We start from the raw sequence: 21,333 nt of genomic DNA on the forward strand, positions 1-21,333 counted from the left end.
GCAGTGAACGCGCCGCGAACCTGGTCCTGTGGAGCAGTTTGGAGTGCTCGCCACCCTGTCAAGGTGGAGGCCGCGGGTTCAAATCCCGTCAGGACCGCATCACCGAGAAGGGCCGCGCCCGTGAGGGACGCGGGCCTTCCGCATGTCCGCCACGGACTCTTCGACGGCCGCTCGGTTCCACGGCCGGGCTGTTCCCCGGGCTGGAGCGCAGCACTGTCCGCCCGCCTCCCGCGCCCGTCGCGCCGCGGCCGGGTTCGGCCGCGTCCGGCACCGGTAGGGCGGGCGACACCACGGTCGCCCCGGCATCCGGCACGTGCGGGCCCCCGGCCGACGACCGGGTGGCGTCGTCGGGGCAACCGTCCCCGCACCCCACATCCCTCCCCGCGCCGGGCGCCGGCGCCCGGCGGTTCCGCACGCCAGGCACTCCTGACGCCGCGACGCTTCCACCCCGGAACTCCGCCCACCGGACCCTCCGCACCCCGAGACCGCCGGCCCCGGCCGTCTCCGCGCGCAGCGCACCGCACCCGGGGCGCTGCGGCACCTCCCCGCCCCCTCCCCCCTTCCCACCCCACGCTCCGTCAGAAGCACCGCCGAGCACAGCTCGACCGCCCCCCGCCCGCCCCCTCGACCTCCCCGCCACACCCTCAGTGACGCCGCCCTGGACGCCCCCAGGACCGTCCGGACGCGCCGGCCGCCGCCCGACCGCCACCCGGGCCCCGTGGCGCCCGTGTACGGGCCTCTGGGCGTCTTGACGGGACTTCTTTCGCTCGGTAGTCCAGAAGGCAGGGACCGCTTTCCGTGCGGCCCTCTGGAGGTGGCGCATGGCGGCTTCGGCGAGGCACGAGACGCGGGCGCTGCTCCGCGCGCACCTGTCGGCCGCGTCGGGGTACCGGCACGTCACCCGCCACTGCCCGATCTGTCATCGCCTGCTGCGGCTGGCGATGGACTCCGCACCCCGCTCCGCCGGCCCCCCGGCGCCCGCGGCGGCGACGGAATCGGAGGCGGGTCGTTCCGCCTCCGCCGAGGCCGAGTTGGCGCCCGCCGAGCCCAAGACCCGGCCCTGACAGCGCATATGCCGACGGCCCGACAAGCCAGTCGGTATGTGACGGGTGTCACCGTATGAGTTTTGGGAAGTGTGGCACTTACCCTCGCCCTACAACGGGTCGATTTAATATGTGCCATTGCACTATCGGGAGTACGGGCGTCACGACTCCGCTCCGTCACCGGTGGGCCGGGCGTCCCGGCGCCCCGCAGGCCCGTACCGCCACCCGGAAGGGCCCGTGGCGGGCGCGCACCACTGCCGCCCGAGCCTCGCGGACACCTCGGCCTCCCGGGCCCACGAACCGCCCCGCGGGGGCCGGTTGGGCTCCGCGACCGCACCGCACACACCCGCGCGGGAGCGCACAAAAAAGATCGCGCTGGACCCGGCGGGAGTCCAGCGCGATCGACGACGCACCCGTGTTCAGTTGCCTGGGAAGCCCCGGAGGGCTGGGGCGAGAGGACTGTTGGGGCAGTCCCCGCGTCGCTTGGAGCTGTAATTCCGGGCGCTTCGGCGGGTTTGGGGACCAGCCGGATCGCCCAGGTCAATCAGTTGTTCAGGCCTCGCTGCGCTGCTGCGGAATGCCCGCGAGCAGGGCGCGGACCTCGGCTTCGCGGTAGCGGCGGTGCCCGCCGAGCGTGCGGATCGACGTGAGCTTGCCGGCCTTCGCCCAGCGCGTGACCGTCTTGGGGTCGACGCGGAACATGGTGGCGACCTCAGCCGGGGTCAGCAGCGGCTCGGCATCAGGGGTGCGAGCGGTCATGAGCGGCCTCCTCGGGAGAACCGAACCTTCTCGGTTCTTTCCTTTAAATTCTGCACCTTGACCCGCGTTGCCCGAAATGGCGGACGCGAGTCGAGTCGGTTATAGGACGAACGGCTTGTCCTCGGCACTACAACTACACCATCTGTCCAGCCGCGTCGGCCAAACCGATGGAATTGCCCTCCCAGGTGTTCATCAGCCGCGGAAGCCGATGGACCATGCCATAGCGGACAGTCACGCCGCTGTGACGATCAGTCACAGGACGATCAGGAGTCACCAGACCCCCCAAAGCGTGCAATGCTGAGAATCCGCCCATGATGGAGCACAGCAGGACGGAGGAGTCCTCCCCGGACTCCTTGTCCTATTTTGGCATGAGGGTGGGCAACCGGCGCAAGGGTCCCGTACGTGCGGTCCATCACGCTTGACACGCTTGGGATGTACGCCCGGATCGGTCCCTACGTCCGTTGTCGGATCCGCGTCGGCGTCCGCCGGACCCCGACGACGCGTCACCTCAGGGCGATGACAGAACACCAAGACGGGCGTCAGGTCAAACGTCAGTTCGCGGACCGCAGATCGCGCACCGACCGCCACCGCTCCACCAGCCGCGCGTAGGCGGCGCCGGCCCGCTCCCCGTCACCGCGGCGGAGCGCCGCGATGCCCTCGGCCACGTCCGCCGCCGAGTGGTCCGCCTCCAGCGTCCCCGCCGGCAGGGCGTGCACCAGTCCGCCGTAGTCCAGCTCGACCAGGGACCGGGGATGGAACTCCTCCAGCCAGCGCCCGATGTCGACCAGCCCGTCGATCAGCGGCCCCTCGTCCACCGCGTCCCTCAGCGCCCGCAGCCCCCGGGCGACCCGGCGCCGGGCCTCCACCATCGGCGTCCGGTAGCGCAGCACCGGTGCCTCGTCGGCCGTGCCCTTGGCGTACTCGCGCTCCTCGTCGGAGACCAGCACGAACCAGTTGATCGGCACCTGCCAGGTCGCCGTGCGGATCCAGGGCCGGGCGTCCGGGTGCTCGGTGAGCCACCGCTCGTAGTCGCGCACCGCCTGGTGGCGGACCACCGGGGGCAGCAGGGCGTCCAGGACCGGCAGCGGGAAGTCCTCGGCGAGCTCGCCCAGGGCCTGCCAGCCGCGCAGCCGGGTGCGCCACGGGCAGACCCGGATCTCGCCGTCCTCCTCGAGCACGAACGCGTCGTCGCTCTCGTGAACGGGAACCGGCACCGGGGGCGTCGGAACGAGGTCGGTGAGCGCCCGGCGCAGCTCGTCCTGGCAGGAGGGGCGCTCGGGGCGGCGCGCGTAGCGGGCCCAGTGGCCGCGCTCCGGCTCCGGGAAGGCGGCCAGCGGTTCGTAGACGCGCAGGTAGGTCGCGTAGGGGACGATCACCGAGGTCACCTTGGGCACGCCTGGTCCCTCCCCCGCGCACTGCGTCGAAAACCTTCGGACACGACACCTCCGCAGCCGGGAAACCCGGCAAATCGTCGCACGGCGGTACTCCGGTCGAAGGTGATCCCCGCCACGGTGCCGCCGAACCGCCCGGCAGGCTCTAACCTCATGGTCACGACCCCCGCCGCGTCCCCGCTGCCACAAGCATGGGGGGCATCGGGGAGTCCCGTCCCACCCGCCGCTTCTTACTCAGGAGTCACCACCGTGACCGACGTATCTGACGGCGTCCTGCACACCCTGTTCCACACGGACCAGGGGGGTCATGAGCAAGTCGTGCTCTGTCAGGACCGTGCCAGCGGCCTCAAGGCCGTCATCGCCATCCACTCCACCGCCCTGGGCCCCGCCCTGGGCGGTACGCGCTTCTACCCGTACGCCACCGAGGAGGAGGCCGTCGCCGACGCGCTGAACCTCGCGCGCGGCATGTCGTACAAGAACGCCATGGCCGGGCTCGAACACGGCGGTGGCAAGGCCGTGATCATCGGCGACCCGGAGCAGGTCAAGAGCGAGGAACTGCTGCTGGCCTACGGCCGGTTCGTGGCCTCGCTGGGCGGCCGGTACGTCACCGCGTGCGACGTCGGCACCTACGTCTCGGACATGGACGTCGTCGCGCGGGAGTGCCGCTGGACGACCGGCCGCTCCCCCGAGAACGGCGGCGCGGGCGACTCCTCCGTGCTCACCTCCTTCGGCGTCTACCAGGGCATGCGGGCCTCGGCCCAGCACCTGTGGGGCGACCCGTCGCTGCGGGACCGCAGGGTCGGGGTCGCCGGCGTCGGCAAGGTCGGCCACCACCTGGTGGAGCACCTGCGCGCGGAGGGCGCCGAGGTCGTGATCACCGACGTGCGCGAGGACGCGGTGCGCCGGGTCCTGGACCGGCACCCGCAGGGCGTCACCGCCGTGGCCGACACGGCGGAGCTGATCCGGACCGAGGGCCTGGACATCTACGCCCCGTGCGCGCTGGGCGGGGCGCTGGACGACGACACGGTGGCCGTGCTGACCGCCAAGGTGGTCTGCGGCGCCGCCAACAACCAGCTCGCCCACCCGGGCGTGGAGAAGGACCTCGCCGACCGCGGGATCCTCTACGCGCCGGACTACGTGGTGAACGCGGGCGGTGTCATCCAGGTCGCCGACGAGCTCCACGGCTTCGACTTCGACCGGTGCAAGGAGAAGGCGTCGAAGATCTTCGACACCACGCTCGCCATATTCGCACGTGCGAAGTCGGACGGGATTCCGCCGGCCGCGGCGGCCGACCGGATCGCCGAGCAGCGGATGGCGGAGGCGCGCGCGGCACGGTGAGGCGAGGCGTGCGGGGCGGCCGTCCACGACCGCCCCGCACGTCCGGGCGGTACCCGCCGGGACGGAGTTAGAGAGAACTCTCACTTCTCCCGGCGGGTCGAGCGCCGATAAGTGGCTAAAATCGCGTTTGACCAGCGAGGACGAGGACCCTCGGAGGTCCTGGGCACGGGCACGTCATGCGGGCGACGTACCGGATGGGCGCGGGCTCAGGTACCGTGGAAGCCACTACGGACCGGTCTCTCCGAGGAGAGTCCGTTCCGGACCATGAACGCGTGTCAAGACTCTGGGGCCGTCGAGCCCCGTCGTTGAGGGGGTCGAGCCATGGGGCGCGGCCGGGCCAAGGCCAAGCAGACGAAGGTCGCCCGCCAGCTGAAGTACAACAGCGGTGGGACTGACCTCACACGCCTGGCCGAGGAGCTGGGCGCATCGACATCGAACACGTCACCGACCAACGGTGATCACTTCGAGGCCGATGAGCATGACGACGACCTGTACGCACGGTACGCCGACCTCTATGAGGACGACGCGCAGGACGAGGACGGCCAGTCCTCGCAGCAGCGTCGCGGCGCTTGACCTTGCACTGAGCAGCAGACCGGTCGGTGACGGAAGTCACCGGCCGGCTTCTGTGCTACCCGGGTTCGTGCTGCCCGCACCGTCCGTGCGGGCAGCACGCCCGGGTGCTCACGTCGCGTAGTCACTCACCAGGGCGGCGCCCGTCGGGCGGTCGCCTCGTTCGGTGATCTCGCCGGCGACCCAGGCGTCCACACCCCGGTCACCCAGCGTGGCCAGGGCCACCCCGGTGGACTCCTGCGGCACGATCGCGATCATGCCGACACCCATGTTCAGCGTCTTCTCCAGCTCCAGGCGCTCGACCGATCCGGTCCTGCCGACCAGGTCGAACACCGGGCCGGGCGTCCAGGTCGAACGGTCGACCACCGCGTGCAGCCCGTCCGGCACGACCCGGGCCAGGTTGGCCGCCAGCCCGCCCCCGGTGACGTGGCTGAAGGCGTGCACCTCGGTGGTACGCAGCAGCGCCAGGCAGTCCAGCGAGTAGATCTTGGTCGGCTCCAGCAGCTCCTCGCCCAGGGTCCGGCCGAACTCCTCGATCCGGCTCTCCAGGGCCAGGCCCGCCTGGTTCAGCAGCACGTGCCGGACCAGGGAGTACCCGTTGGAGTGGAGTCCGGAGGCGGCCATCGCGATCACCGCGTCACCCGAACGGATGCGGTCGGCGCCGAGCATCCGGTCGGCCTCGACCACGCCCGTGCCGGCCCCGGCGACGTCGAAGTCGTCCTCGCCCAGCAGGCCGGGGTGCTCGGCGGTCTCGCCGCCGACCAGGGCGCAGCCGGCCAGCACACAGCCCTCGGCGATGCCCTTGACGATCGCGGCGACCCGCTCGGGGTGCACCTTGCCGACGCAGATGTAGTCGGTCATGAACAGCGGCTCGGCGCCGCACACCACGATGTCGTCCATCACCATGGCGACCAGGTCGTGGCCGATGGTGTCGTAGACGCCCATCCGGCGGGCGATGTCGACCTTGGTGCCCACGCCGTCGGTGGCGGAGGCCAGCAGGGGGCGGTCGAACCGCTTGAGGGCGGAGGCGTCGAAGAGGCCGGCGAAACCGCCGAGGCCCCCGAGGACCTCGGGGCGCCGGGCCTTCTTCACCCACTCCTTCATCAGGTCGACCGCGCGGTCGCCGGCTTCGATGTCGACGCCTGCGGCCGCGTAACTGGCGCCGCCCCCGGCAAGGGATGTCTCGGACATGGAGGTGAGAGCTTTCGTGTCGTACGGCAGGGCTTACGGGCGGCGGATCGCGTCGACCGCGGCCGGGGCGGCCGTACCGGCGGCCAGCTCCGTCTCCAGCAACTGCTTGCCGAGGAGCTCCGGGTCGGGCAGGTCCATCGGGTACTCGCCGTCGAAGCAGGCACGGCACAGGTTCGGCTTGGCGATGGTGGTCGCCTCGATCATGCCGTCGATGGAGATGTACGCCAGGGAGTCGGCGCCCAGGGAGGTGCCGATCTCGTCGATCGTCATGCCGTTGGCGATGAGCTCGGCGCGGGTGGCGAAGTCGATGCCGAAGAAGCACGGCCACTTCACGGGCGGCGAGGAGATCCGGATGTGGACCTCGGCCGCGCCCGCCTCGCGGAGCATGCGGACCAGGGCGCGCTGGGTGTTCCCGCGGACGATCGAGTCGTCGACCACGACCAGCCGCTTGCCCTTGATCACTTCCTTGAGCGGATTCAGCTTCAAGCGAATGCCGAGCTGCCGGATCGTCTGCGACGGCTGGATGAACGTCCGTCCGACGTAGGCGTTCTTCACCAGTCCGGCGCCGAACGGGATGCCCGACGCCTCGGCGTAGCCGATGGCGGCCGGGGTGCCGGACTCCGGGGTCGGTATCACCAGGTCGGCCTCGGCGGGTGCCTCGCCGGCCAGGCGACGGCCCATCTCGACGCGCGAGAGGTAGACGTTCCGGCCGGCGATGTCGGTGTCCGGGCGGGCCAGGTACACGTACTCGAAGACACAGCCCTTGGGCTTCGCGTCAGCGAATCGCGAACTGCGGAGGCCGTTCTCGTCGATGGCGACGAACTCGCCCGGCTCGATCTCCCGGACGTAGCTGGCGCCGCAGATGTCCAGGGCGGCGGACTCGGAGGCCACCACCCAGCCGCGCTCCAGCCGGCCGAGGACGAGCGGGCGGATGCCCTGCGGGTCGCGGGCCGCGTACAGGGTGCCCTCGTCCATGAAGACGAGGCTGAAGGCGCCCTTGACCTGGGGGAGGACCACGTGCGCGGCCTGCTCCACGGTCACCGGCTCGCCGTCGGCGGCACGCTGGCCCGCCAGCAGGGCGGTGATCAGGTCGGTGTCGTTGGTGGCCGCCACCTTGGGGGCGCGGCCGTTCTCCTTCGGCAGTTCCGCGACCAGCTCGGCGAGCTCCGCCGTGTTGACCAGGTTGCCGTTGTGGCCGAGCGCGATCGATCCGTGCGCGGTGGCGCGGAAGGTCGGCTGGGCGTTCTCCCACACCGAGGCACCGGTGGTGGAGTAGCGGGCGTGTCCGACCGCGATGTGACCCTGGAGGGAACCGAGGGAGGTCTCGTCGAAGACCTGGGAGACCAGGCCCATGTCCTTGAAGACGAGGATCTGGGAGCCGTTGCTGACCGCGATTCCCGCGGATTCCTGGCCCCGATGCTGGAGGGCGTAGAGCCCGAAGTACGTGAGCTTGGCGACCTCTTCGCCCGGAGCCCAGACACCGAAGACGCCGCAGGCGTCCTGGGGGCCCTTCTCTCCGGGGAGCAGGTCGTGGTTGAGTCGTCCGTCACCACGTGGCACGGAACCGAGTGTAGGCGAGGTCGACCACTGGTCCGAATTGGGGATCCGGGACGTGCGGTGGATCACCTGGCGGCGAAGGCCCGCACCTCGACGCCGTCGTCGCTGGTCAGCGTGAGGTTCCGGTACGCGATCCGGTAGGTGGCGCGGCCGTCGAAGAGCCTCAGCACCCGCTCCTCGACGTCCATGAGTGAGCCTTCGCACATCATTCGGGTCGTGGAGGGGGCGCCGAGGGTGATATGGCCGTCGCGCACCGTGGCGTCGGCGCGCACCCTGTTGCACCCCGTGCTGCCGGAGACGGTGCCCTCCGCCCGGTCGAAGGTGAGGTGGGCCCGGCCGTCGGCGCCGGGGAGCGCGAGGCTCCACTTCGTGCCGTGCAGCGGTGCGTGCTCGGCCCGGCCGAGCCGCACGGAGGCGCCGTCCGCCGCGGTGAGGGTCAGCCGGTCACCGCGGACGCGGGCGTCGAGGGGGCCCTCCCCCAGGACGGCGCGGAGCCGGCGCTCGAACTCCCTCAGCGGCTCGGGGCACGCCCCGGCGGTGCTCTCGGTGCGCAACCGGATCCGGTCCCCGTCCACGTCGGCGTCGCCGTGGAACCGGTCGCACCCGTGGCTGCCCCCGACCCCGCCGCCGGGCTCGACGGTCAGGTGGGCGTCGGCGGGCGCGCGCAGGGTGCGGCCGTCCTCCGTCACGCTGTGCACGCTCCAGCGCACGCCGGTCAGCGGCGGCCCGGGCCGCGCGCGGTCGCTGCCACCCGGGCCCGCCTGCTCGCCGCCGCAGGCCGCGGCGAACGGGAGGAGCACGGCGACGGCGGCCGTGGTGAGCGCGCGGTGCCGGTGCCTCGGTGCGTCCATGTCCGTTCGACGGGGCCGGGGAACGGCCGGTTCCCCCTGCCCCGGCTCACCCGGCCGACGGCGGGCACGGCGCCCGGCTCACCCGGTCAACGGCAGGTACGGCGCCAGGTCCGCGCGCTCCCCGCTCGCCCGGACGGCCCCGGCCGCGACGGCCTCCGCCCAGCCGGTCCGCCCGGTGGCCAGCCGGAGCCAGGTCATCGGGTCGGTCTCCACGACGTTCGGCGGCGTCCCCCGGGTGTGCCGGGGGCCCGGCACGCACTGCACCACCGCGTGCGGCGGGATCCGCACCTCGGTCGACCCGCCGGGGGCCTTCGCGGCGAGGGCGTCGGCCAGCAGACGGGTCGCGGTGGCCACGGCCCGCCGGTCGTACGGGATGTCCAGGCCCGGCACGGCGGCGTTCAGGTCGTCGGTGTGGACGACGAGTTCCACGGTGCGGGTGACCAGGTAGTCCGCCAGCGGCAGCGCCCCGGCGGAGGTGGGCAGGAGCCGGGTCCCGGGGTGCGCGTCCAGGCGGGCGGTGAAGCGTTCCTCGACGTCGGCGAGGTGGGCGTCCAGGTCCGGGTGCCCGGCGGCCACCGCGCGCGCCGTCGCGGCGATGGTGTCGGCGTCGACGACGATCGCGGAGGGCCAGTCGAGCAGGTGCCCGTCCTGCCGCGCGGGCTCCGGCTCGGCCAGCAGCCGGTCCACGGCGGTCAGCGCCGCACCGAGGTGCGCGATCAGCTCCCGTACGGTCCAGTCGCCGAGCCGGGTGGGCCCGGCGAGCTGCTCCGGGGTCAGGCCGCGGACCGCGGAGCGCACGGCGGCGAACTGGGCCAGCACCGCGGTGCGGGTCCTGACGGGGTCGTAGGAACGGGCGCGCTTCTTGGCCGGTGGCATGGCGAGAAGCCTATGCGGGGCGGGAGGCCGCGGGGCCCGGCGGTGCCTTCCCTCAGGCCGGGACCTCGGGGGCGCCTCCCCGAAGGCCGGGACCCGGGGCCCGCCCGTCGGCCCCCTGCGTCCCGAGCGCTGCGTCCCGACGGCCGGTCCGGCAGCGCCGCGCCCGCCCCGGTGGTCCGGCCCGGTGGCGGTGGTCCGCCGTGCCCCGGCGGTCCGGTCCGGTGGCCCCGCCCTGCCCCGACGGCCGCCCGGAGCCGGTGTCAGGCGGTCTCGGCCGGCGCGGGCGCCGGGGCCTCGAACACCTCGCCGTTGCGCGGGACGCCGAGGCCGTGCCAGCGGAACGGGATACCGCGCGCGGTGTCCGGGTCGGGGCCGTCCATGAGCTGGAAGTGCAGGTGGGGCTCGGAGGAGTTGCCGGAGTTGCCGCAGCGGGCGACGACCTGGCCGGCCCGCACGGTGTCGCCCTCGCGGACCGTGAGGGAGCCGCGCCGCAGATGGGCGTAGGCGGCGTAGGTGCCGTCCCCGAGGTCCAGCACGAGGTGGTTGCCCAGGATCCTGCGGACGCCCGTCATCTCGCGCACCGAGCCCTCGGCCAGCATCAGGTACAGCAGCGCGGGCAGGGAGGTGCGGCTGCGGTGGTCGCGCTGACCGTCGTCGGCCCGCACGACCGTGGCGTCGGCCACCGCGAGCAGCGGGGCGCCGTACGCCGGGTACTCCTCGGGGCGGCGGGTGAGCGGCCACAGCGCCGAGAAGCCGGGGCGGGCGCCCGGCTCCGGTTCGGCGACGAGGTCGATGGCGTAGGTCTGGCCGTAGGCGTGGATCCCGTGGCTCGGCGTGCGGTCGGCCGGACTGTTCAGCGCGGACCAGCGGCCGGTCACCGGCGGGGCCACCTCGACGGGCGGCCGGGCGGTGCCGGGGGCGTCGGGTGCACCGCCCCAGCGGTTGACCACGGTGATCAGGACGTAGGCCAGGACCAGCGGGAGGAGGTTCCACCACACGGGGTGGTCCCAGCCGAGACAGACGTGGGCGGTCACCAGGGCGACGCAGCTCAGCTGCAGGCCCCGGAAGGCCGTCATGGCGATCTTGCGTGCGGACATGGTTCCCCCGTGTCCTCGTCGGTGCGGTGGTCGGGCGGGCGCGGTGTCAGGGACGGGCCGCCGACAGCGCCACCAGCAGCGGGACGACCCGGCCCGGCGGGACCTCGTGGCGTCCCCGGCCGGTGGTGTGCAGCCAGCCGGCGGCCGTGAGCTGGCGCAGGTGGTGGTAGATCTGGCCGGTGGTGCCGACGCCGTCCAGTTCGGCCAGCTCGGCCGCGGTGCGGCGACCGCCGGTGATCTCCCGCAGCAGCCGCAGCCGGACCGGGTGTCCGAGTGCGGCGAACGCCTCGGCGGCCTCCTGCCAGTCGGCGTCCAGGAGCCCCGCGGTGAGGGCGCCGTGCTGCCACTCGTACTGCTCCCCGGTGGGCAGCCGGACCGCCCCGGTGAACAGCACCCCGCCGTCCGCCGCGCCCAGCCCGGCGAGCTGCTCCTTGAAGCCCCGCAGGGCCCAGAAGTCGTCGTCGCCGAGGCGAGGCGCGGGGTGCGGCTCCCGCGCGTTCTCCAGCGCCGCCAGCCGTCGTTCGAGGTCGGCGACGCGCTCTTCGAGTTCCACACTCAGAGATTACGGAACTACGTAATCTCGTGCAAGAGCCCGGGCGACCCGCGGACCCTTCCGGCCCGTCGTGTGCCTCACGAGGACGCGTGGAGCCCCGCCCGGCCGGCCCCTCCGCCGCGCAGGGACGCGCGAAGCCCCCGCCCGGCGGACCGGACGGGGGCTTCGTGAGGTGGCGGCCCCTACGCGAGCAGCGCGGGGATCGTCGCCTCGTGGGTCTCGCGGAGCTCGGCCAGGGTCAGCGAGAACTGGCCCTGGACCTCCACTGTGTCGCCGTCGACGACACCGATGCGGGTGGTGGGCAGCCCGCGGGCGCCGCACATGTCGGTGAAGCGCAGCTCCTCCGAGCGCGGGACGGCGACGATCGCGCGGCCGGCCGACTCGGAGAACAGGAAGGTGAAGGCGTCGAGGCCGTCCGGGACGATCAGACGCGCGCCCTTCCCGCCGAGCAGCGCCGACTCCACGACCGCCTGGATCAGACCGCCGTCGGACAGGTCGTGCGCGGCGTCGATCATGCCGTCGCGGGAGGCGGAGATCAGGATCTCGGCGAGCAGGCGCTCCCGCTCCAGGTCGACCGCCGGGGGCAGACCGCCGAGGTGGTCGTGCACGACCTGCGACCAGGCCGAGCCGCCGAACTCCTCGCGGGTGTCGCCGAGGAGGTGGATCAGCTGGCCCTCCTCGCGGAAGGCGGCCGGGGTGCGCCGGGCCACGTCGTCGATGACGCCGAGGACCGCGACCACCGGGGTGGGGTGGATGGCGGCCTCGCCGGTCTGGTTGTAGAGCGAGACGTTGCCGCCGGTCACCGGGGTGCCGAGCTGCTGACAGCCGTCCGCGAGACCGCGCACGGCCTCGGCGAACTGCCACATGACCGCCGGGTCCTCCGGAGAGCCGAAGTTCAGGCAGTCGGAGACGGCGAGCGGCTTGGCGCCGGTGGTCGCCACGTTCCGGTAGGCCTCGGCGAGGGCCAGCTGGGCGCCCGTGTAGGGGTCCAGCTTGGCGTACCGGCCGTTGCCGTCGGTGGCGATGGCGACCCCGAGCCCGGTCTGCTCGTCGACGCGGATCATGCCGGAGTCCTCCGGCATCGCCAGCACCGTGTTGCCCTGCACGAAGTGGTCGTACTGCTGGGTGATCCACTGCTTGGACGCCTGGTTCGGCGAGCCGACCAGCTTCAGGACCTGGTCCCTCAGCTCCTCGCCGGACTCCGGGCGGGGCAGCTTGTTCGCGTCGTCGGCCTGCAGCGCGTCCTGCCACTCGGGGCGGGCGTAGGGGCGCTCGTAGACCGGGCCGTCGTGGGCGACGGTGCGCGGGTCGACGTCGACGATCTTGCCGCCGTGCCAGTAGATCTCCAGGCGGTCGCCGTCGGTCACCTCACCGATGACGGTGGCGATGACGTCCCACTTCTCGCAGATCTCCAGGAACCGGTCGACCTTCTCGGGCTCCACGACCGCGCACATGCGCTCCTGCGACTCGCTCATCAGGATCTCCTCGGGGGAGAGCGTCGAGTCGCGCAGCGGCACGTCGTCGAGGGTGACGCGCATGCCGCCGGAGCCGTTGGAGGCCAGCTCGGAGGTGGCGCAGGACAGACCGGCCGCGCCGAGGTCCTGGATGCCGACGACCAGCTTCTCCTTGAACGCCTCCAGGGTGCACTCGATGAGCAGCTTCTCCTGGAAGGGGTCGCCGACCTGGACAGCGGGCCGCTTCGACGGCTTGGCGTCGTCGAAGGTCTCGGAGGCGAGGATCGACGCGCCGCCGATGCCGTCGCCGCCGGTGCGGGCGCCGTAGAGGATGACCTTGTTGCCCGCGCCGGACGCCTTGGCGAGGTGGATGTCCTCGTGCCGCATGACGCCGATCGCGCCGGCGTTGACCAGCGGGTTGCCCTGGTAGCAGGCGTCGAAGACGACCTCGCCGCCGATGTTGGGCAGGCCCAGGCAGTTGCCGTAGCCGCCGATGCCGGCGACCACGCCGGGCAGCACGCGCTTGGTGTCCGGGTGGTCGGCGGCGCCGAAGCGCAGCGGGTCCACGACGGCGACCGGGCGGGCGCCCATGGCGATGATGTCGCGGACGATGCCGCCGACGCCGGTGGCCGCGCCCTGGTAGGGCTCGACGTAGGACGGGTGGTTGTGCGACTCCACCTTGAAGGTGACCGCGTAGCCCTGGCCGACGTCGACCACGCCGGCGTTCTCACCGATGCCGACGAGCATGGCGTCGGACTCGGGGGCCTTCTCGCCGAACTGGCGCAGGTGCACCTTGGAGGACTTGTACGAGCAGTGCTCGGACCACATCACCGAGTACATGGCCAGCTCGGCCCCGGTCGGGCGGCGGCCGAGGATCTCCACGATCCGCTCGTACTCGTCCTTCTTCAGGCCGAGTTCGGCCCAGGGCAGCTCGACGTCGGGGGTCTCGGCCGCGTGTTCGACCGTGTCCAGAGGCGTCCTGCTCATGCGGTGACCAGCTTCTTGAGGATCGAGGTGAAGAAGGGGAGGCCGTCGGTGCGGCCCGTGCCGATCACGGGCTCGACGGCGTGCTCGGGGTGCGGCATCAGGCCGACGACGTTGCCGGCGGCGTTGGTGATGCCGGCGATGTCGTTGAGCGAGCCGTTGGGGTTGCCGCATCCGTCAGCGGCATCGCCGTGGACCACGTAGCGGAAGGCCACGCGGCCCTCGGCCTCCAGCTCGTCCAACGTCCGGCGGTCGGCGACGTAGCGGCCGTCCATGTTCTTCAGCGGGATGTGGATCTCCTGGCCGGCCGTGTAGTCGGCGGTCCAGGCGGTCTCCGCGTTCTCCACCCGCAGCTTCTGGTCGCGGCAGATGAAGTGCAGGTGGTCGTTGCCGAGCATGCCCCCGGGCAGCAGGTGGGCCTCGGTGAGGATCTGGAAGCCGTTGCAGATGCCGAGGACGGGCAGGCCCGCCTTCGCCTGCTCGATGACGCTGTCCATGACCGGCGAGAACCGGGCGATGGCCCCGGCCCGCAGGTAGTCGCCGTAGGAGAAGCCGCCGCACAGCACCACGGCGTCGACCTGCTTGAGGTCCTTGTCCTTGTGCCAGAGCGCCACCGGTTCGGCGCCGGCGAGGCGGATCGCGCGCGCGCTGTCCCGGTCGTCGAGACTGCCCGGGAAAGTGACGACGCCAATACGAGCGGTCACTTCACGGCCTCCGCGACTTCCTCGACACGGACCGTGAAGTCCTCGATGACGGTGTTGGCGAGGAAGGATTCCGCAAGATCACGGATGCGGGCGAGCGCGGCCTCGTCGACCGGCCCGTCAACTTCCAGTTCGAATCGCTTTCCCTGACGGACGTCCGAGATCCCGTCGAATCCCAGACGCGGCAGTGCGCGCTGCACCGCCTGGCCCTGGGGGTCGAGGATCTCCGGCTTGAGCATGACGTCGACTACGACGCGTGCCACTGGCACTCCCGGTGTGTGGTGCTGAGCAGGTTCCTTCAGACTACCCGCACAAAATTTCTACGCGAGTAGAGTTGGAGGAATCTACGTGACCCCGATCACGATTCGGCATCACGGGGAGACGCCCGGGAAAAGATCCGGGAAAGATCTCTGCTCTCGCATACCACGGTATTGCGCACCGGACACGCGGGCAGATTTAGTCGGGCTTCCCATTTCATTGCCCGGCACTGTACAAATGAATTGTCATTAGCGGACGCTTTGCCCTATTACAGGGCCGACAGCCGACATCCAGGTGACGTCCCGGCACGTCATCGGTGATGCCACCGACAGGCGTCACCCGAGATGTCGCACGAAGGGACCGATATTCGTGGCGCAGAAGGTCGTGGTCACTCTCTTTGACGACATCGACGGCTCGGAAGCGGCGGAGACGATCGCCTTCGGTCTGGACGGCACGTCGTACGAGATCGACCTGAACGAAGCCCATGCCGGCGAACTGCGCAGGGCACTCGCCCCCTACGTCGAGGCCGGCCGCAAGCGGTCCCGCTCCGGCAGGGCGTACCGGCAGACCGAGGTCGCCCCCGACCCGGCGGCGGTGCGGGCCTGGGCCCAGGCGCACCGCATGGAGGTCCCCGCCCGCGGCCGCATCCCCAAGCGGGTCTACGAGGCGTTCGCCGCCGCCCGCTGACCGGGCGGCCCCGCCCCACGCGCCCCGGGCGCCCCGTGCGTCCCGGCCCCCCGTGCGTCCCGGGCACCCCGTGCGTGCGTCCCGCGTGTCCAGCGCGTCCCGCGGGGACCATCGCGGCACCGGCTCCCGGAGGCGGCTCCGCCGTCACCCCGTCGGGTCACGTGCCGCCCCGCCCGCCCCCTCCGACGGCCGGTCAGCGGGGGTGTCCGTCAACCGACTTGCGCAGCACCCCTGGTGATCAGCTAGAGTCTGGAGCACGCCGAAGGGCAGGGCCGAAAAGCCCGGCTCACGGAGTACATGCGGGTGTAGTTCAGTAGTAGAACATCCCCCTTCCAGGGGGAAGGCGCAGTGTGCAATTCCTGTCACCCGCTCTGCACCGCCACCGAGTGCCCTTGTGGATCAGGTAGGCTGGTGTTCGCACCGACCGGTGAAAGCTGGTCGGGAGCCATGCGGACGTAGCTCAGTTGGTAGAGCGCAACCTTGCCAAGGTTGAGGTCGCGAGTTCGAACCTCGTCGTCCGCTCGGGAAGAAGACCCCGGTCCCCCAGGGACCGGGGTCTTCTCGTGTGGCGGTCTTCTCGTGTGGCCTCCTCGTGTCCGGTGGCGCCCTCGCGTGCGCCGTGCCCGGTCCGTCGGCCGGCCGAGCGACGGACCGGCCATCGTCCGACGCCCGGGCTTCCCGCCCGCCGCCCGGTTCCGGCAGGACTCCCGTCGAGTCCCGTCCCGCCTCGTCCCGTCCCGCCCTCGTCGTGCGTGCCGTCTGACATTTGTCATTCCGACCCGTGACACCCCGCACTGTCATGTGCCCGACCGGGCAGTGAGGATGGGGGCATGTCAGGTTCAGGTATGGAGCACGAGCACGACCACGTGATCGAGGTCACAGGGTTGCGACGGGTGTACGGGGACGGGTTCGAGGCGGTGCGCGGGATCGACTTCTCCGTGCGCCGCGGGGAGGTCTTCGCCCTGCTGGGCACCAACGGTGCCGGCAAGACCTCCACCGTCGAACTGCTGGAAGGGCTCGCCGCCCCCGCCGACGGCCGCATCCGGATCCTCGGACACGACCCCTACACCGAGCGGGCCGCCGTCCGCCCCCGCACCGGCGTGATGCTGCAGGAGGGCGGCTTTCCCTCGGAACTGACCGTCGCCGAGACCGCGCGGATGTGGGCGGGCTGCGTCAGCGGCGCGCGCCCCGTGGACGAGGCACTGGCCGCGGTCGGCCTGCAGGGCAAGACGGGTGTGCGCGTCAAGCAGCTGTCCGGCGGCGAACGGCGCCGCCTGGACCTCGCGCTCGCCCTGCTCGGTGACCCCGAGGTGCTCTTCCTGGACGAACCCACCACCGGCCTGGACGCCGAAGGGCGCCAGGACACCTGGGAGTTGGTGCGCGCCCTGCGCGACCAGGGCACCACCGTGCTGCTCACCACGCACTACCTGGAGGAGGCGGAGAGCCTCGCCGACCGGCTCGCCATCCTGCACCAGGGACGCATCGCCGCCGCCGGCACCCCGGCCGAGGTGACCGCCTCCCAGCCGTCCCGGATCTCCTTCGACCTGCCGGACGGCTACTTCGTCGGCGACCTGCCGCCGCTCGCGGAACTCGGCGTGAGCGAGCACGAGACCGACGGCCGGACGGTCCGGCTGCGCACTCGGGAACTCCAGCGCGCGGCCACCGCCCTCCTGGTGTGGGCCGACCGGGCCGGCGTCGAGCTGCGCCGCCTGGACGTGCGGTCGGCGTCCCTGGAGGAGGCGTTCCTCGGCATCGCCAAGGAGGCGTCCGCCGGATCGTCCACCGCCGACGGGCAGACCTCCTCCGGTACGCGGGCCGACGGGGCGCGGACGTCCGGTACCCAGACCTCCGGCCCGGACACGACGAAGGAGACCGTGGCATGAGCGGCGCCCAGCCGACCGTCACCCCGCCGACCGCCGCCCGGCGGTCCGCCACCACCCCCGCGAGCCGGATGGCCGCCCTCGCCCGCGCCGAGCTGACCATGTACGGGCGGAGCAAGGGCACGCTGTTCGCTGCCCTGTTCGTGCCCCTGGTGCTGCCCGTCAGCGTGGCCCAGGCCGCCGACGAGATGGACCTCGAGGGCGCCGGACTGACCCTGGGCACCGTCGTGCTGCCCGCCGCGATCGGCTTCGCCCTGCTGTTCGCGGTCTACTCCGCGCTCGTCGGCATCTTCGTCACCCGGCGCGAGGAGCTCGTCCTCAAGCGGCTGCGCACCGGGGAACTGCGGGACACCGAGATCCTCGCCGGGTCCGCCCTGCCCGCCACCGCCACCGGACTCGTGCAGAGCCTGCTGCTGATGACCGGCTGCGCGCTGCTGCTCGACATGTCCGCGCCCTCCGCGCCGCACCTGATCGTCGCCGGCCTGCTGTTCGGCGTGGTGATCTGCGTCGCCCTCGGCGCGGTGACCGCCAGTTTCACGCGGACCACCGAGAGCGCCCAGGTCACGCCGATGCCGATGCTCATCGTGTCGATGCTCGGCTCCGGGATGACCGTGCCCCTGGAGGTGCTGCCCGACCGCATCGCCGCCTTCTGCGAACTGCTGCCGCTGACCCCCGTCGTCACGCTGCTCCGGGGCGGCTGGAGCGGTGACCTGTCGGCCTCCGACACGCTGTCCGCCCTGGGGCTGGCGGTGGCCTGGACCGCCCTGTCGGTGTTTGCTGTACGGCGGTGGTTCCGCTGGGAGCCACGGCGCTGACCGACGGCGCGGAGCGGCGGAAGCGGGGCGAGCGGACCATGCGCAGGCCGGGCGGCTGGTGGCGGCGCAAGAGCACGCCGGCGAAGGTCGAGACGTACACCCGGTGGTCGTTCCACTTCTTCGGGGTCATCGAGATCGCCACCGTGGGACTGGCCACCGTCAGCCTGGTCGGCCCCCCGCCCGTGCCCCTGTTCCTGACCGCGGTCTGCGCGCACGGCGCCCTGAGCATGCTGACCGCCTCCCGCGCGGTGGACTGGATGCTCGGCCGCCGCCCCCGGCCGGTACGGCTGCTGTGGGCGCTCGGCGCCCTGTCCGCCGCGGTGGCGGTGGCGGCCCTCGCGGTCACCGCGCGCGAGCCCCGCGGCTCCGACCTCGCGGGGGTCGGCGCGTCCGTGGCCGGCAGCGTGCTGATCTTCGGCGCCGGGTTCCTGGCCCTCGGTCTGCGCGGCCGGCGCGAGGTGGCAGCGCTCGTCGTCGGGTTCTCCCTCGGCGCGGGCTGCGTGGCGGCGCTGGTGGGCATGCCCGCGGGGGCCGCCTTCTTCATGGCCGCCTGGATCCTCGCCGGCGCCGCCCTCCTCGCCGTCACCTCCATGTTCTCCGGCTGGCTGCTGAACGCCGTGTTCGCGCTCGACGAGGCCCGGGAGACCCGCGCCCGGCTCGCGGTGGCCGAGGAACGGTTGCGGTTCGGCCGGGACCTGCACGACGTACTGGGGCGCAACCTGGCCGTGATCGCCCTCAAGAGCGAACTCGCGGTGCAACTGGCCCGGCGCGAGCGGCCGGAGGCGGTGGAGCAGATGGTCGAGGTGCAGCGCATCGCGCAGGCGTCCCAGCGGGAGGTGCGCGACGTCGTCCGCGGCTACCGGGAGGCCGACCTGGAGGCGGAACTGGCCGGCGCCCGCGGGGTCCTGGCCGCCGCGGGCATCGACTGCCAGGTGACCGGCCGGACGACCGGACTGCCCGCCCGGGTGCAGTCCGCGCTCGGCTGGGTGGTGCGGGAGGCGACCACGAACGTGCTGCGGCACGGCGACGCGACGTGGTGCGCGGTGACGGTACGGACGGTGGAGGGACGCGTGGTGCTGACGGTGGAGAACGACGGGGCCGGCCCGGAGGGGACCGACCGCGCCGACGCGCCGCCGGACGGCCGGGGCCCCGCCGCCGGCGGTCCCCGCGCCGCGGACGGGACCGGCCGTGGAACCGCCGAGACCGCCGGGGCCACCGGGGCCACCGGGCCCGCCGGGGCTGCCGGGGCCATCGGGGCTGCCGGAACCGCCGGGACCGCCGGGACTGCCGGGACCGCCGGGACTGCCGGGACTGCCGGGACCGCCGGGACCGCCGGGACCGCCGGGACTGCCGGGACCGCCGGGGCTCCGCCGTCCGGCGGGTCGGGGCTGGCCGGGCTGCGCGAACGGCTGGCCGCGGTGGACGGCCGCCTGACGGCGGGCCGCATCGGCGGCGGCCGGTTCCGGCTGACCGCCGAGGTGCCGCTGACCGCCGGCGGTCACCCGGCGGAGGCCGCCTCGTGACCGCGACCGTACGGGTGCTGCTCGCCGACGACGAACACCTGATCCGCGGCGCCCTGGCCGCGCTGCTCGGCCTGGAGGACGACCTCCGGGTGGTCGCCGAGGCGGCCACCGGCCCGGAGGCGCTGGCCATGGCCCGGGCGCACACGCCCGACGTCGCCGTCCTCGATCTGCAGATGCCCGGCGCCGACGGTGTGAAGGTCGCCACATCCCTGCGCACGGAGGTCCCGGGCTGCCGGGTGCTGATCGTGACCGGACACGGCCGGCCGGGACACCTCAAGCGCGCGCTCGCGGCGGGGGTGCGCGGATTCGTCCCCAAGACCGTCAGCGCCCAGCGGCTGGCCGAGATCATCCGCACCGTGCACGCCGGAAACCGTTACGTGGATCCCGAGTTGGCCGCCGACGCGATCGCCGCCGGCGACTCCCCGCTGACCGTGCGTGAGGCGGAGGTCCTGGAGCTGGCGGCCGACGGAGCACCGGTGGCGGAGATCGCGGAGCGGGCCGCGCTCTCCCAGGGGACGGTGCGCAACTACCTGTCGTCGGCCGTGAGCAAGCTCGGGGCGGAGAACCGTCATGCGGCGGTACGCCTCGCCCGCGAGCGCGGTTGGGTATAGTTGCTCTCGCGCCACGGCGCACGCGGACGTAGCTCAGTTGGTAGAGCGCAACCTTGCCAAGGTTGAGGTCGCGAGTTCGAACCTCGTCGTCCGCTCCGAGAGGAAGACCCCGGTCCCCCAGGGACCGGGGTCTTCTGCGTTGCGGGCTGCGGGGTGGGGCGTCCGAGCTGAGGGGTGCTGTGGCCGAGCGGCGGGGGTGGGGTGGCCAAGCGGCGGGGGTGGGCTGCGGGTGGGCTCCCGGTGCGCCGAGGGCACACCCGCAGCCGTGGGCGTCGGCTCGGCCCGGCTCAGTCCCAGCCGAGGCCGGTGAGCCGCTCGTACGCCTCCACGTACTTGGCCCGGGTCGCCTCCACGACGTGCTGCGGCAGCGGCGGCGGGGGCTGCTCGGCCGCGCGGTCCCAGCCGGACTCCGCGGACGTCAGCCAGTCCCGCACGTACTGCTTGTCGTACGACGGCTGCGGGCGGCCCGGCTCCCACTGGTCGGCGGGCCAGAAGCGGGAGGAGTCCGGGGTCAGCACCTCGTCCGCGACGACCAGGGTGTCGCCGTCGAAACCGAACTCGAACTTGGTGTCCGCCAGCACGATCCCCCGCTCGCGGGCGATGTCCCGGGCGCGGGAGTACGCCGCCAGGGTCGCCTGGCGCAGCCGGGCGGCGGTGTCCGCGCCGACCTGGCGGACGACCTCCTCGTAGGAGACGTTCTCGTCGTGCTCCCCGACGGCCGCCTTGGTGGCCGGGGTGAAGATCGGCGCGGGCAGTTCCGATCCGTCCACCAGGCCCTCGGGGAGGGCGAGACCGCAGACGGTGCGGGTCTGCCGGTACTCGGCCAGCCCCGAACCGGTCAGGTAGCCGCGGGCCACGCACTCCACCGGGACCATGCGCAGGGACTTGCACACCAGGGTGCGGCCCGCCCAGTCGGCGGGGGCGCCCTCGGGCAGCTCGGTGCTCAGCACGTGGTGCGGGACCAGGTCGGAGAGCTGGTCGAACCACCACAGGGACAGCTGGGTGAGGACGCGGCCCTTGTCGGGGATCTCGGTCGGCAGCACCCAGTCGTAGGCGGAGATGCGGTCACTGGCGACCATCACGAGGTCGCCCGCCTCGTTGCGGTACAGCTCGCGCACCTTGCCGGTGTGCAGGTGCACCAGGCCCGGAACCTGCGTCGGCTCGGGCTTTTCTACGAATCCGGACACGGTGCCT

At 72.7% G+C, this 21,333-nt stretch carries 20 protein-coding genes and 4 tRNA genes; 12 read left to right on the forward strand and 12 right to left on the reverse strand.

All coding sequences use genetic code 11. The features are described from left to right. Nucleotides 1–22: 22 nt before the first annotated feature. Both AC02VZ_RS25355 and AC02VZ_RS25360 read left to right on the forward strand, forming a co-directional pair. A tRNA-Asp gene (locus AC02VZ_RS25355) sits at nt 23–97 on the forward strand. A 724-nt stretch (nt 98–821) separates the two neighbouring features. Then, a complete protein-coding gene (locus tag AC02VZ_RS25360; protein ID WP_432058042.1) occupies nt 822–1,064 on the forward strand; it encodes a DUF6274 family protein in 243 nt (80 codons plus the stop codon). Between the two features lie 531 nt (nt 1,065–1,595). Here the strand turns inward: AC02VZ_RS25360 and bldC are convergent. Together bldC and AC02VZ_RS25370 are read right to left on the reverse strand one after the other, a co-directional pair. After that, nucleotides 1,596–1,802 carry a developmental transcriptional regulator BldC gene (gene bldC / locus AC02VZ_RS25365; RefSeq protein WP_003949541.1) on the reverse strand — a complete coding sequence of 69 codons (207 nt, stop codon included), beginning with the start codon at nt 1,800–1,802 and terminating at the stop codon, nt 1,596–1,598. Between the two features lie 551 nt (nt 1,803–2,353). Further along, nucleotides 2,354–3,196 (reverse strand): DUF8083 family protein, encoded by an 843-nt coding sequence (locus AC02VZ_RS25370; RefSeq protein WP_476476487.1) that lies wholly within the window; start codon nt 3,194–3,196, stop codon nt 2,354–2,356. Between the two features lie 246 nt (nt 3,197–3,442). Between AC02VZ_RS25370 and AC02VZ_RS25375 the strand changes: the two genes are divergently transcribed. Then, nucleotides 3,443–4,531 (forward strand): Leu/Phe/Val dehydrogenase, encoded by a 1,089-nt coding sequence (locus AC02VZ_RS25375; RefSeq protein WP_476476488.1) that lies wholly within the window; start codon nt 3,443–3,445, stop codon nt 4,529–4,531. Nucleotides 4,532–4,852: 321 nt separating this feature from the next. Beyond that, complete coding sequence (locus AC02VZ_RS25380; protein WP_362093672.1) at nt 4,853–5,104, forward strand: DUF3073 domain-containing protein; 252 nt, start codon at nt 4,853–4,855, stop codon at nt 5,102–5,104. Nucleotides 5,105–5,212: 108 nt separating this feature from the next. On the opposite strand, the gene purM is transcribed toward AC02VZ_RS25380, so the two are convergent. The 9 genes from purM to purS all read right to left on the reverse strand — a co-directional run bounded on the left by purM (nt 5,213) and on the right by purS (nt 14,628). Further along, nucleotides 5,213–6,292, reverse strand: a complete 1,080-nt coding sequence (purM, locus tag AC02VZ_RS25385) for a phosphoribosylformylglycinamidine cyclo-ligase (protein ID WP_476476489.1) — start codon at nt 6,290–6,292, stop codon at nt 5,213–5,215. A gap of 33 nt (nt 6,293–6,325) precedes the next feature. Continuing rightward, nucleotides 6,326–7,852, reverse strand: coding sequence for an amidophosphoribosyltransferase (purF, locus tag AC02VZ_RS25390; RefSeq protein ID WP_432057421.1), 1,527 nt, complete (start codon nt 7,850–7,852; stop codon nt 6,326–6,328). A 62-nt stretch (nt 7,853–7,914) separates the two neighbouring features. Further along, entirely contained in the window at nt 7,915–8,700 is a 786-nt protein-coding gene (locus AC02VZ_RS25395; RefSeq protein ID WP_476476490.1) for an META domain-containing protein, read from the reverse strand. A gap of 78 nt (nt 8,701–8,778) precedes the next feature. Further along, the gene (locus AC02VZ_RS25400; RefSeq protein ID WP_476476491.1) at nt 8,779–9,576 is read right to left on the reverse strand and encodes a maleylpyruvate isomerase family mycothiol-dependent enzyme; all 798 of its coding nucleotides are present in this window, start codon (nt 9,574–9,576) and stop codon (nt 8,779–8,781) included. Between the two features lie 260 nt (nt 9,577–9,836). Next, complete coding sequence (locus tag AC02VZ_RS25405) at nt 9,837–10,673, reverse strand: M23 family metallopeptidase (protein WP_476476492.1); 837 nt, start codon at nt 10,671–10,673, stop codon at nt 9,837–9,839. 46 nt (nt 10,674–10,719) lie between these two features. Next, on the reverse strand, nt 10,720–11,226 hold the full coding sequence (locus tag AC02VZ_RS25410; protein ID WP_432057417.1) for an ArsR/SmtB family transcription factor: 507 nt from the start codon (nt 11,224–11,226) through the stop codon (nt 10,720–10,722). A gap of 182 nt (nt 11,227–11,408) precedes the next feature. Next, complete coding sequence (gene purL / locus AC02VZ_RS25415; protein WP_476476493.1) at nt 11,409–13,667, reverse strand: phosphoribosylformylglycinamidine synthase subunit PurL; 2,259 nt, start codon at nt 13,665–13,667, stop codon at nt 11,409–11,411. Beyond that, nucleotides 13,664–14,368, reverse strand: coding sequence for a phosphoribosylformylglycinamidine synthase subunit PurQ (gene purQ / locus AC02VZ_RS25420; RefSeq protein WP_432057415.1), 705 nt, complete (start codon nt 14,366–14,368; stop codon nt 13,664–13,666). Before purQ ends, purL begins: the two co-directional genes overlap by 4 nt. Continuing rightward, the gene (gene purS, locus AC02VZ_RS25425; RefSeq protein ID WP_362093692.1) at nt 14,365–14,628 is read right to left on the reverse strand and encodes a phosphoribosylformylglycinamidine synthase subunit PurS; all 264 of its coding nucleotides are present in this window, start codon (nt 14,626–14,628) and stop codon (nt 14,365–14,367) included. The genes purQ and purS overlap by 4 nt, the downstream gene beginning before the upstream one ends. 364 nt (nt 14,629–14,992) lie before the next feature. Here purS and AC02VZ_RS25430 point away from each other — a divergent pair, with 364 nt between their 5' ends. The 8 genes from AC02VZ_RS25430 (at nt 14,993) to AC02VZ_RS25465 (ending at nt 20,234) form a co-directional block, all read left to right on the forward strand. After that, on the forward strand, nt 14,993–15,310 hold the full coding sequence (locus tag AC02VZ_RS25430; protein ID WP_362093695.1) for a histone-like nucleoid-structuring protein Lsr2: 318 nt from the start codon (nt 14,993–14,995) through the stop codon (nt 15,308–15,310). A 299-nt stretch (nt 15,311–15,609) separates the two neighbouring features. Then, nucleotides 15,610–15,681, forward strand: a tRNA-Gly gene (locus AC02VZ_RS25435). 78 nt (nt 15,682–15,759) lie between these two features. After that, a tRNA-Gly gene (locus AC02VZ_RS25440) sits at nt 15,760–15,832 on the forward strand. A 308-nt stretch (nt 15,833–16,140) separates the two neighbouring features. Next, nucleotides 16,141–17,193 carry an ABC transporter ATP-binding protein gene (locus AC02VZ_RS25445; protein WP_476476494.1) on the forward strand — a complete coding sequence of 351 codons (1,053 nt, stop codon included), beginning with the start codon at nt 16,141–16,143 and terminating at the stop codon, nt 17,191–17,193. After that, the gene (locus AC02VZ_RS25450; protein ID WP_432057413.1) at nt 17,190–18,005 is read left to right on the forward strand and encodes an ABC transporter permease; all 816 of its coding nucleotides are present in this window, start codon (nt 17,190–17,192) and stop codon (nt 18,003–18,005) included. Before AC02VZ_RS25445 ends, AC02VZ_RS25450 begins: the two co-directional genes overlap by 4 nt. A 38-nt stretch (nt 18,006–18,043) precedes the next feature. Further along, nucleotides 18,044–19,528, forward strand: a complete 1,485-nt coding sequence (locus tag AC02VZ_RS25455) for a sensor histidine kinase (protein ID WP_476476498.1) — start codon at nt 18,044–18,046, stop codon at nt 19,526–19,528. Continuing rightward, the gene (locus tag AC02VZ_RS25460) at nt 19,525–20,139 is read left to right on the forward strand and encodes a response regulator (protein ID WP_432057412.1); all 615 of its coding nucleotides are present in this window, start codon (nt 19,525–19,527) and stop codon (nt 20,137–20,139) included. The genes AC02VZ_RS25455 and AC02VZ_RS25460 overlap by 4 nt, the downstream gene beginning before the upstream one ends. Nucleotides 20,140–20,161: 22 nt before the next feature. Then, nucleotides 20,162–20,234: transfer RNA gene (locus tag AC02VZ_RS25465), tRNA-Gly, on the forward strand. Between the two features lie 192 nt (nt 20,235–20,426). On the opposite strand, the gene AC02VZ_RS25470 is transcribed toward AC02VZ_RS25465, so the two are convergent. Continuing rightward, nucleotides 20,427–21,326 carry a phosphoribosylaminoimidazolesuccinocarboxamide synthase gene (locus AC02VZ_RS25470; RefSeq protein ID WP_432057411.1) on the reverse strand — a complete coding sequence of 300 codons (900 nt, stop codon included), beginning with the start codon at nt 21,324–21,326 and terminating at the stop codon, nt 20,427–20,429. Between the last annotated feature and the right edge of the window lie 7 nt (nt 21,327–21,333).

The organism is Streptomyces sp. 3-6 (assembly GCF_056323165.1).